At 66.3% G+C, this 10713-nt stretch carries 13 protein-coding genes; 6 read left to right on the forward strand and 7 right to left on the reverse strand.

Annotated features, from left to right (window positions below):
• The 4 genes from Q0Z44_RS17280 to Q0Z44_RS17295 all read left to right on the forward strand — a co-directional run.
• A partial coding sequence (locus tag Q0Z44_RS17280; RefSeq protein WP_298015077.1) for a cytochrome c-type biogenesis CcmF C-terminal domain-containing protein occupies positions 1–1463 on the forward strand: 1463 nt, incomplete at its 5' end.
• Positions 1460–1999 carry a DsbE family thiol:disulfide interchange protein gene (locus tag Q0Z44_RS17285; RefSeq protein ID WP_298015079.1) on the forward strand — a complete coding sequence of 180 codons (540 nt, stop codon included), beginning with the start codon at positions 1460–1462 and terminating at the stop codon, positions 1997–1999. The genes Q0Z44_RS17280 and Q0Z44_RS17285, both read left to right, overlap by 4 nt.
• Positions 1996–2391 (forward strand): cytochrome c-type biogenesis protein, encoded by a 396-nt coding sequence (locus Q0Z44_RS17290; RefSeq protein WP_366517639.1) that lies wholly within the window; start codon positions 1996–1998, stop codon positions 2389–2391. Before Q0Z44_RS17285 ends, Q0Z44_RS17290 begins: the two co-directional genes overlap by 4 nt.
• Complete coding sequence (locus Q0Z44_RS17295; RefSeq protein WP_298015081.1) at positions 2388–3074, forward strand: tetratricopeptide repeat protein; 687 nt, start codon at positions 2388–2390, stop codon at positions 3072–3074. The genes Q0Z44_RS17290 and Q0Z44_RS17295 overlap by 4 nt, the downstream gene beginning before the upstream one ends.
• Before the next feature lie 24 nt (positions 3075–3098).
• On the opposite strand, the gene Q0Z44_RS17300 is transcribed toward Q0Z44_RS17295, so the two are convergent.
• The 5 genes from Q0Z44_RS17300 to guaB all read right to left on the reverse strand — a co-directional run bounded on the left by Q0Z44_RS17300 (position 3099) and on the right by guaB (position 8564).
• A complete protein-coding gene (locus tag Q0Z44_RS17300) occupies positions 3099–3506 on the reverse strand; it encodes a carboxymuconolactone decarboxylase family protein (RefSeq protein ID WP_298015083.1) in 408 nt (135 codons plus the stop codon).
• Positions 3487–3876 carry a MerR family transcriptional regulator gene (locus Q0Z44_RS17305; RefSeq protein ID WP_298015085.1) on the reverse strand — a complete coding sequence of 130 codons (390 nt, stop codon included), beginning with the start codon at positions 3874–3876 and terminating at the stop codon, positions 3487–3489. The genes Q0Z44_RS17300 and Q0Z44_RS17305 overlap by 20 nt, the downstream gene beginning before the upstream one ends.
• A gap of 199 nt (positions 3877–4075) precedes the next feature.
• The gene (gene guaA / locus Q0Z44_RS17310) at positions 4076–5680 is read right to left on the reverse strand and encodes a glutamine-hydrolyzing GMP synthase (protein WP_298015087.1); all 1605 of its coding nucleotides are present in this window, start codon (positions 5678–5680) and stop codon (positions 4076–4078) included.
• A 50-nt stretch (positions 5681–5730) separates the two neighbouring features.
• A complete protein-coding gene (locus tag Q0Z44_RS17315; RefSeq protein ID WP_298015089.1) occupies positions 5731–6981 on the reverse strand; it encodes an MFS transporter in 1251 nt (416 codons plus the stop codon).
• 110 nt (positions 6982–7091) lie between these two features.
• Positions 7092–8564 carry an IMP dehydrogenase gene (gene guaB, locus Q0Z44_RS17320; RefSeq protein WP_298015091.1) on the reverse strand — a complete coding sequence of 491 codons (1473 nt, stop codon included), beginning with the start codon at positions 8562–8564 and terminating at the stop codon, positions 7092–7094.
• Positions 8565–8693: 129 nt separating this feature from the next.
• Between guaB and Q0Z44_RS17325 the strand changes: the two genes are divergently transcribed.
• Positions 8694–9224, forward strand: coding sequence for a DUF4124 domain-containing protein (locus Q0Z44_RS17325; protein ID WP_298015093.1), 531 nt, complete (start codon positions 8694–8696; stop codon positions 9222–9224).
• Positions 9225–9284: 60 nt separating this feature from the next.
• Here Q0Z44_RS17325 and Q0Z44_RS17330 read toward each other — a convergent pair whose 3' ends face one another.
• On the reverse strand, positions 9285–9665 hold the full coding sequence (locus Q0Z44_RS17330) for an RnfH family protein (protein WP_298015095.1): 381 nt from the start codon (positions 9663–9665) through the stop codon (positions 9285–9287).
• The gene (locus Q0Z44_RS17335; RefSeq protein ID WP_298015097.1) at positions 9652–10128 is read right to left on the reverse strand and encodes a type II toxin-antitoxin system RatA family toxin; all 477 of its coding nucleotides are present in this window, start codon (positions 10126–10128) and stop codon (positions 9652–9654) included. Before Q0Z44_RS17335 ends, Q0Z44_RS17330 begins: the two co-directional genes overlap by 14 nt.
• 37 nt (positions 10129–10165) lie before the next feature.
• Between Q0Z44_RS17335 and smpB the strand changes: the two genes are divergently transcribed.
• On the forward strand, positions 10166–10630 hold the full coding sequence (smpB, locus tag Q0Z44_RS17340) for an SsrA-binding protein SmpB (RefSeq protein WP_298015099.1): 465 nt from the start codon (positions 10166–10168) through the stop codon (positions 10628–10630).
• Positions 10631–10713 lie beyond the last annotated feature (83 nt).

Genomic DNA, 10713 nt, shown 5'->3' on the forward strand with positions numbered 1-10713 from the left:
CGCTCTACCTGGGCTACGTGGGGTTTGCCGTGCCGTTTGCGTTCGCCGTGGGCGCACTGTGGACAGGCCACCTGACGCGCGAGCAGCTGGCGTGGCTGCGCCCCTGGGTGCTGGTGGCGTGGGCGGCGCTGGGCGTGGGCATCGTGCTCGGCAGCAGCTGGGCGTACCGCGTACTGGGCTGGGGCGGCTGGTGGTTCTGGGATCCGGTCGAGAACGCCTCGCTGCTGCCCTGGCTGGTGGGCGTGGCGCTGCTCCACAGCCTGGCTGCCGCCGCGCGCACCGACCTGTTCAAACCCGCCGTGTTGCTGCTGTGCATTGCCGCCTTCGGGCTCAGCCTCATCGGCACCTTCATCGTGCGATCCGGCGCCATCACATCGGTCCACGCTTTTGCCACCGATCCGGCGCGGGGCGTCTTCATCCTCGCGCTGATCGGCCTGTCGCTGGGGGGATCACTGTGTCTGTTTGCCTTGAGGGCCCGCCGCCTGGCCAAGCCCTGGGACTTCGCACCGGTATCACGCGAGGCCATGCTGCTGTGCAATGCGCTGGTGCTGTCGGTGGCCGCGGCCACCGTGTTGCTGGCCACGCTGTATCCCATGGCGCTGGACGCGCTCGGGCTGGCCAAGATCTCCGTGGGGCCGCCCTATTTCGAGGCGGTGCTGGGGCCGCTGCTGACCCCGGCCGTGCTGCTGATGGGCGTCGCGCCGCTGGCACACTGGCGAGGCATGCCGCTGCCCGCGCTGGCCCGGCGCCTTCGCTGGGCGCTGGTCGCCAGCGTGGCCAGCGCCGTGGTGGCCCTGCTGCTGGGTCACACCGGGCCGATGGCCTTCTGGGGCATGTTGCTGGGCGCCTGGGCCGTAATCACGGCGCTCATGCCGATCTGGCGCCTGCGCGTGCCTCGCACCCTGGCCGCTTGGGGCATGGCATGCGCGCATCTGGGGGTGGGCGTCTTCGTGCTGGCCCTCACGTTGCTCAAGTCACACGAAGCCGAGCGAGAGGTGCCCCTTTCGGTGGGCGAGACGGTTCCGGTCGGCCCTTACCAGGTGAGGCTGGACGCCCTGGAGGCTTTTCACGCAGGCAACCACATGGGCACGCGGGCCACGCTGACCCTGCTCGACCATGGCGAGCCCATCGGGACGCTACGCCCGGAAAGCCGCGACTACACCACGCAGGACATGACGGTGGCCGCGCCGGACATCGACACCGCCTGGTGGCGCGATGTGTACGTGGCCATGGGCCAGGCCATCGGCCCCAGCACATGGGCCATGCGGGTTCAGTTCAAGCCGGCCATGGTGTGGGTCTGGGCTGGCTTCCTGATGATGAGCGTGGGCGGCGTGCTGGCAGCCTGGCGCGCACCGCGGGGCGTACATGCGCCCATTTCAGGCGGCGCTGTGCACCACCCCGCCCTGCCCACCAGCGCCACGGCCCTGCAACCCGTGCATCGCGTGAAGGGCCCGCGCCGATGACCACGCTCCGTCGAATCTGGCCACTGCTCCCACTGGGCCTGGCGCTCGGCCTGGTGACGCTGTTTGCCGCCGGATTGCGGCACGATCCCCGTCAACTCCCGTCGGCCCTGCTGGGTCAGCCCGCGCCGTCATTCAGCGCCGCGCGGCTGGGGCACGCCGATCAGGTCGTCACCTCCACGCAGATGCGAGGCCAGCCGTGGGTGCTCAATGTGTGGGCCTCGTGGTGCACGGCCTGTGCCGATGAGCACGAGGCAGTCAAGCAACTCGCCGCCGGCACCGCGCCCGTCTACGGGCTCAACTACAAAGACGCCGCGCCGCAGGCCCAGGCGTGGCTGGCCCGGATGGGCGATCCGTATCGCGCCTCCATTGCCGATCCCGACGGCCGCATCGGCATGGACTTCGGCGTCTATGGCCTGCCGGAAACCTTCGTGATCGACCGCGAAGGGCGCGTGCGCTTCCGGCATGCCGGCCCCCTGACCAAGGAACGGGTCGAGCGCGAGCTGTTGCCCCTTCTGAAATCGCTGAGAGAATCGTGAAGCGACTGCTGACTGCGTTCATGCTGTCTGGGGCCTGCCTCGCTTGGGCGGCTCCTGATCGCCTTCACGCGCTCGCGACCGAGTTGCGCTGCCCGGTCTGCCAGAACCAGACGCTGGCGGATTCCAATGCCGACCTGGCGCGTGACCTGAAAGCGGAAATCGCCCGGCAGATCGAACAGGGCCGCAGCGACGAGCAGATTCGGGCCTTCATGGTGCAGCGCTACGGTGAGTTCGTGCTGTATGAGCCGCCGGTGCGCGCGGACACCACCGTCCTGTGGGCAGGCCCGTTTGCCTTGCTGGCTCTGGGCGCGGGGGCGCTGGGGTGGCGGCTGCGGCGCCTTCGGCAGCGCCCGCCCGCTCACGGCACCCCGACATCGGAGCGCCAGACATGAACGCCGACATGGGGCTCTTCATCGCCGTGGCCGGACTGGCCACGCTGCTCGTCACCCTGTCCCTCTGCCGCCCGCTGCTCGCCCCTCAGGCCGATGCGACCGAGACACCTTCGGGCAGACGCCGGGCCGCCGCGCTGGCTGCACTCGCCGTGCCACTGCTGGCCACCGGCCTTTACGCCGCGCTGGGCGCCCCCCGTGCCATGCTGGTCGAACCCGAGTCGCCCGCCCACCGCATGAACAACGTCGACATGACGCAAGCCACGCAGCGCCTGGCGCAAAAGCTCAAAGCCTCGCCCGATGACCTTGAGGGGTGGTTCGTGCTGGCGCGCTCCTACCAGGCGATGGAGCGCTGGCGCGATGCGGCCGACGCCTACCGCGAAGCCCTGAGGCTGGCGCCCGACGACCCGCAGATGATGGCCGATCTGGCCGATGTGCTGGCCACGGCGCAGGGCGGCCAGCTGGAAGGCGAGCCCGCACAGTGGGTGGCGCGGGCCCTCTCGCATGACTCGAAGCATGCCAAGAGCCACGCGCTGGCCGCCATGGCAGCCTACCGCGCGGGCCGCATGGACGAGGCGACGTCCCACTGGAAACAGCTGGCGGCGGTGTCTCCACCCGGGTCCGAAGGCGAGACGCTCGCGCGTCAGGGCCTGGAACGCATCAAGGCGCCGACGAGCGGGCGTTAGTACTTGGCGAACACGCCGTCTCGGTCATTTCCCGCGCCGTTCGTCCGTTTCGCTGCTTGCACCGAACACCTCTCGCGCCGCAGAGAGCCCATTGAGCGCGGCAGGAAACCCAGCGTAAACCGCCATCTGCATGATGACCTCGACGATCTCCTGCCTGGACACCCCCACGTTCAGTGCCGCGCGCAAATGAACCTTGAGCTGGGGCGCGGCATTGCCCATCGCCGTGAGTGCCGCAACGACAGCGATCTCCCTGCTTCGCAGGTCCAGGCCCGGGCGACTGTAGATGTCGCCGAACGGGAACTCGACCAGGTAACGCGCAAAGTCTGGCGCGATGTCGGCCAGACTGGCCACCACCCGCTTGCCCGCCTCGCCATCAATCTCCTTCAACCTGGCAAGCCCTCGGCTGAATCGTTCATCGGTGTCCGCGGTCATGGAGCGTCCTTTCCTGGCCTCGATAGTGATCAACCTTGGTCTGCAGCACCTGAGCGGCGTGCTGCATGGCGCGAATGGATTCCTGCACCTCGACGAGGTGTTGCTCCAGCAGCGCCCGCCGCGCTGCCACCGTCGACTCACCTTGGCTGCGCAATTGCGCAAACATCTGCATCTGCCCAACCGGCATGCGGGTGCCCCGCAAGCGCATCAGGAAGCTGATCCACTCCAGATCGGCGGCGGCATAGCGGCGCTGCCCACCCGGTGCCCTGTCCACGGGCGCAATCAGCCCTGCACGCTCGTAATAGCGCAAGGTGTGGGCAGACAGGCCTGTGCGTTGTGCCACTTCGGTGATCGTGAGAAATTCATCCATGACTGGATCCTAGAACTTCGAGTGCACTCGAAGTCAAGCACTTGCTCCATGAGTTTCAACAAGCCCTGTTCTCGTAGAGGCGAGTCCGAATGCATCGGGATGTCATGAAACTCCACAGAAGACAAAAACGAAAAAGCCCTTGATGATCAAGGGCTTCAATGCATTCAAGACGTTCGGGACGGTGTAAACCGCCTTCAAGTCACTCCCACTCGATCGTGGCAGGCGGCTTGCTCGACACGTCGTAGGTGACGCGGTTGATGCCGCGCACTTCGTTGATGATCCGCCCTGACACCTTCTTCAGCAGGCTGTAAGGCAACTCGGCCCAATCCGCAGTCATGAAGTCGCTGGTTTGCACCGCGCGCAAGGCCACCACGTAGTCGTAGGTGCGGCCATCGCCCATCACGCCCACGCTCTTGACCGGCAGGAACACCGTGAAGGCCTGCGAGGTCAGGTCGTACCAGCTCTTGCCGCTGAGCGGCTCGATGGTGGAGCGCAATTCTTCGATGAAGATGGCGTCGGCGCGACGCAGCAGGTCGGCGTACTCCTTCTTCACTTCGCCCAGGATCCGCACGCCCAGACCCGGGCCCGGGAACGGGTGACGATAGACCATCTCGTGCGGCAGGCCCAGGGCCACGCCCAGCTCGCGCACTTCGTCCTTGAACAGCTCGCGCAGCGGCTCCAGCAGCTTCAGGCCCAACTGCTCCGGCAGGCCGCCCACATTGTGGTGGCTCTTGATGGTCGTGGCCTTCTTGGTCTTGGTGCCGCCGCTTTCCACCACGTCGGGGTAGATCGTGCCTTGCGCCAGGAAGGTCGCGCCCTTCACACCGTTGCCGGCGGCCTTGAGCTTGCCGGCTTCGGCCTTGAACACGTCCACAAACAGGCTGCCGATGATCTTGCGCTTCTTCTCGGGGTCGGACACCCCGGCCAGCTGACCGAGGAACAGGTCGCTCGCGTCGACCCGGATGACCTTGGCGTGCAGCTTGCCCGCAAACATGTCCATCACCATGTCGCCCTCATTCAGGCGCAGCAGCCCGTGGTCGACGAAGACGCAGGTCAGCTGGTCGCCGATGGCGCGGTGAATCAGCGCCGCCGCCACCGACGAGTCCACGCCACCCGACAGGCCGAGGATGACCTCTTCGTCACCCACCTGCTCGCGGATCTTCGCGACCGCCTCTTCGATGTAGTTGCCCATCACCCAATCGCCCGCACAACCGCTGATCTCGCGCACGAAGCGCGTCAGCATGGCATGGCCCTGGATGGTGTGCGTGACCTCGGGGTGGAACTGCACGGCGTAGTAGCGCTTTGCTTCGTTGGCCATGCCGGCAATCGGGCAGCTGGGCGTCGACGCCATCAGCGTGAAGCCGTCCGGCAGCCGGGTCACCTTGTCGCCGTGGCTCATCCACACCTTGAGCATGCCGTGGCCTTCGGGGGTGGTGAAGTCCTGGATGCCGTCCAGCAGCCTGGTGTGGCCGTGGGCGCGCACCTCGGCATAGCCAAATTCGCGGGTGTCGGACCAGCTCACTTCGCCGCCCAGCTGCACCGCCATGGTCTGCATGCCGTAGCAGATGCCCAGCACGGGCACGCCCAGATCCCACACCGCCTGCGGCGCGCGCAGCTGGTGGTCTTCGTAGGTGGATGCGTGGCTGCCCGACAGGATGATGCCCTTGGGGTTGAACGACTTGATGAAGTCGTCCGACACGTCGTTCGGGTGGATCTCGCAGTAGACGTGGGCCTCGCGCACGCGGCGGGCGATCAACTGGGTGACCTGGGAGCCGAAATCGAGGATCAGGATCTTGTCATGCATGGTGAGCTCTCTTGGGCAGGCTTCGGGCGTGAGGCGGAAGTCGTTCGTGATCAGGCCCCGGTGCGCACCGTGCGCGCGGGGGCCTCATGGAAGGCACGGCTGAAGTAACGCAGGCCGATGACGGCGGCAATGGCCTGGATGGCGGCACACAGGTAGAACGGCGCGCCAATGCGCCAGTCACCCTGCGGGTAATGAGACACGGCCGCCAGCAAGGGCGAACCCAGCACCGGGCCCAGCATGGCGGCCACACTGTTGATGGACGAGACGGCACCCATGCTTTCGCCCTGGCGCGACGGGTCGACCGCATTCGACACGACGCTCTGCAGGCCGGGCTGCACCATGTAGCCGAACACGTTGACCACGATGACCACGTACATCATCCAGCCCTCGGGCACCGCACCAAAGGCGGCAAACGCCAGCGTGGCCGACACCAGCCCGATGCGGACGATGTTTTGCAACGGCATGCGCTTCTGGATCTGACGCAGCAGCCCGCCCTGCACCAGCACGGCCATCATGCCCACTGCAAAGAGCGACAGACCGTTGTCCTTCGGCGTCCAGCCGAACTTGAACTCGGTGTAGAGGAACCAGCTGGTGTGCAGGCAGAACTGCGCCAGGATGGACAGCCCCATGATCCACAGCAGCGTCTCGACACCCTTGAGCTCACGCAGGCGGGCCAGCGCGCTGAACGGGTTGGTTCGGGCAAACTCGAACGCGCGGCGGCGCTCGGCCGGCAGCGATTCGGGCAGCACGAAGTAGCCATACACGGCGTTCAGCAGGCACAGCGAGCCGGCCAGCAGGAACGGCCAGTGGATGTTGTGGTCTCCCAGCACGCCGCCCATCACCGGGCCCAGGATGAAGCCGAGGCCGAACATGGCGCCCAGCAGGCCGTAGTTCTTGGCGCGGTCCTTGGGCTGGGTGATGTCGGCCACATAAGCATTGGCCACGGCGATGTTGGCGCACACCGCACCGCCCATGATGCGCACGGCGATCAGCATCCAGAATTCGGTGGCCAGCGCCGTGACGAAGAAGTTGACGGCCATGCCCACCAGCCCGAGCAACAGCACCGGTCGGCGACCGTAGCGGTCGGACAGCGCCCCCAGCACGGGCGCGCTGAAGAACTGGGCGATGGCAAAGGCCGCCTGGGCTGCACCGTACCCGACGGAGGTGCCCGCCCCGCTGTCCATGAACGACCCGATGAGCTTGGGCAGGACAGGCGCAATGATGCCGATCGACATCATGTCGAGCAGCACCGTGATCATGATGAACGGCATGGCCGCCTGGCGGCCGGAGTTCGAAGCCATGGCTGTCTCGGTCGGTGGTCAAAAAAAGGAACCGGCCGAAGCCGGTGTCCTCATGCGGTCAGGAAAGACGGGCCGGCGCGACCACCGTCGGGCACCGGCCGCCGTGCCCCTTACTCCATCCGGTAGTTCGGGGCTTCCTTGGTGATCTGAACGTCGTGCACGTGGCTTTCGCGGATGCCCGCCGACGTGATCTCGACGAACTCGGCCTTGTTGTGCATCTCGGCGATGGTGCCGCAACCGCAGTAGCCCATCGAGGCGCGCAGACCGCCCGCCATCTGGTACAGGATCGTGATGACCGAGCCCTTGTAAGGCACGCGACCTTCGATGCCCTCGGGCACCAGCTTGTCGGCGTTGGGGTTCGTCGTCTCGTCGTTTTCCTGGAAGTAGCGGTCGGCCGAGCCGTCCTTCATGGCGCCGATCGAGCCCATGCCACGGTAGCTCTTGTAGCTGCGGCCCTGGAACAGGATGACCTCGCCGGGTGCTTCTTCGGTGCCGGCGAACATGCCGCCCATCATCACGGTGCTGGCGCCGGCAGCGATCGCCTTGGCGATGTCACCGGAGTAGCGGATGCCGCCGTCGGCGATCAGCGGCACGCCCGTGCCTTGCAGCGCGGTGGCCACGTTGTCGATGGCCATGATCTGGGGCACGCCCACGCCAGCGACGATGCGCGTGGTGCAGATGGAGCCCGGGCCGATGCCCACCTTGACGCCGTCGGCGCCGGCGTCAACCAAGGCCAGGGCCGCTGCGCCGGTGGCGATGTTGCCGCCAATGACGTCGACCTGCGGGAAGTTCTTCTTGACCCAGCGCACGCGCTCGATCACGCCATGACTGTGGCCATGGGCGGTGTCCACCACCAGGGCGTCGACGCCGGCCTTGACCAGCAACTCGACGCGCTCTTCGGTGCCGTCACCCACGCCCACCGCGGCACCCACGCGCAGCTTGCCATGGGCGTCGCGGGCGGCGTTGGGGAAGGTGTTCTGCTTGGTGATGTCCTTGACCGTGAACACGCCGCGCAACTCGTTGGCGTCGTTGATCATCAGCACACGCTCCAGCTTGTGCTGGTGCATCAGGGCCTTGGCTTCGGCCTGGGTGGCACCGTCCTTGACGGTGATCAGGCGCTCGCGCGGGGTCATGATCTCGCGCACCGGGGCGTCGAGGCGGGTCTCGAAACGCAGGTCCCGGCCGGTGACGATGCCCACGACCTTGCCGTTGTCCACCACTGGGAACCCGGAGATGCCGTGCTGGTTGGACAGCTCGATCACATTGCGGACCTTGACGTCCGACGTGATGGTGATCGGGTCGCGCAGCACGCCGGACTCGTAGCGCTTGACGCGCGCGACCTCGGCAGCCTGTTGCTTGGGCGACAGGTTCTTGTGAATGATCCCGATGCCGCCTTCCTGGGCGATCGCGATCGCCAGGCGAGCTTCCGTCACGGTGTCCATTGCGGCGGACACCAGAGGCAGATTCAGCTGAATATTGCGGGACAGACGGGTGGCCAGCGACGTGTCGCGGGGCAACACTTGAGAGTACGCGGGCACCAACAACACGTCATCAAACGTGAGGGCTTTACCAAGCAGGCGCATGAACAGGGCTCCAGACGCAAAAGCGGATTATACGCGGTGAAGCGGACAGCGGGAAAACGTACGTGTTCGCGGGCCGAATCCACACAATCCCCGGGAGCCTGGGAAGACAGCAGGGCTAAACTCGCGCAGATGAGCACCCTGCACCCGATTTCGTCACGCGTGGCCCTGTCTGTGCTGGCCGCGTTGTGTCTTTACAGCCTGCCCGCCTCGGCTGCCCCGCAGTGGAAATGGCGGGATGCGAGCGGCAGCATCCAGTACAGCGACCGTCCGCCTCCGGCTGGCACGCCGGAACAGGCGATTCTGGCGCGTCCGGCCGTCCCCACCAGCCGGCCCGTGGTGAAGGCGGCCGAAGTGGCCCCGGCTGCAGCGCCCGTCGCCCCCGCAGCGTCTGCCGCTGCGACCAAGGCCGACAGCGAACTGGAAGCCCGGCGCCGCAAGGCCGAAGAAGAGAAGAAGGCCCAGGTAAAGGCCGAAGAAGAGAAGCAGGCCAAGGTACGCGCGGAGAACTGCCAGCGCGCCACGGCGTACATGAAGTCGCTGCAGGACGGCATCCGCATCGCGCGCACCAACGCCGCAGGCGAACGCGAGATCCTGGACGATGCGGGCCGCGCGGAAGAGATGCGTCGCACCCAGGAGGTGATGGCCGGCAACTGCCGCTGAACGCCTGCGAAGCACGTCGGGTTGCGATGCCCGGCGTTCCGCGCGCTGTCAGCCGCCTTGTCAGTCGCCCTGCCCGGTCGCCGTCCAGTTCCGCGGACGGTGCCACCCCTTCGGGATCTTTTCCCCCTGGCTGCGGTAGCGCTGCCGGCGCGCCTCCTTCGGGTCGACCTTGAGCTGGCGAACCAGCTCGACGCGGTCACCATCGCGCAATGCCTGCGTCGCACGGGCCCGATGCCCCCAGACCCCAGCAGACCACACGCCCTGAGCCAGACCCTCGGCATCCAGACCCTCGATGCGACCGATCAGGCCGGACGCCTCTACCGCATCACGGAGCGTCGCCCCACCGTGCAGCGTGAGCGACACGCGCTCGACCACGCGGGGCGAGACGCTCACCGCCACTTCGACGGCGATCTGTGCCTGCAGAGGCTCAGCGGGGGCCATGGACCTGCTCCGCGCGCTTCACGAAGGCATCGATGAAGGTGTTGGCGATGCGGTCGAACACCGGGCTGATGACGAGTTCGAGCGGCCGACTGGAGAACGCGTACTTCAGCGAGAACTCCACCTTGCAGGCAGGCGCATCGAGCGGGTCGCCCGGCGCTGCCGTTGCTCCAGGCGTGTTCAGCGGTGAGAACGTCCACGTGCCTTCCAGCTGCGAGAACGGGCCATCGACCAGCGTCATGCACACCGATCGCCCTGTCTCATTGACATTGCGGGTGGTGAAGGCCTGACGTACGCCTGCAAAATGGATATGCAGGCGCGCGGTCATGCCGTCGTCGTGACGTTGCAGGACCTCGGCCTTGTCGCACCAGGGCAGGAATTTGGGGTAGTCTTCGACCGCGGTGACCAGCGCATACATTTCGCGCGGCGAGTACCACAGCAGGACCGACTTGTGGACGTGCTTCATAGAATCCCGCCATTTTACGAAAACGACGCCCCTTCTCATGTCGATTGCTGAAAACCGCAAAGCCCACTTCAATTACCACATCGAAGAAAAGTACGAAGCCGGCGTTGTGCTCGAGGGCTGGGAGGTGAAGGCCATCCGCGAAGGCCAGGTGCAGATGACCGATGGCTACGTGGTGGTGAAGAACGGCGAGCTCTACCTGATCGGGCTGCGCATCAACGCGCTGCGCTCGGCGTCGACACACGTGAACCCGGACGCCGACCGCACGAAGAAGTTGCTGATGCACCGCGCCGAGATCAAGCGCCTGATCGGCAAGACCGAGCAGCGGGGCTACACCATCGTGCCGCTGAACCTGCACTGGAAGGGTGGCCGCGTGAAGGCAGACATTGCGCTGGCAAAGGGCAAGGCCGAGCACGACAAGCGCAACACCATCAAGGACCGCGACTGGGAACGCGAAAAGGGCCGGCTGATGAGACAGAAGGTCTCATCCAATCCAAAGGATTGAGGAGCGAAGCGACCAGGCCCTTTCGCCCAAAGGGCCGGCTGATGAGACAGAAGGTCTCATCCAATCCAAAGGATTGAGGAGCG

The sequence above is a fragment of the uncultured Aquabacterium sp. genome (assembly GCF_947366995.1).
Taxonomy (GTDB): Bacteria; Pseudomonadota; Gammaproteobacteria; order Burkholderiales; family Burkholderiaceae_C; genus Aquabacterium.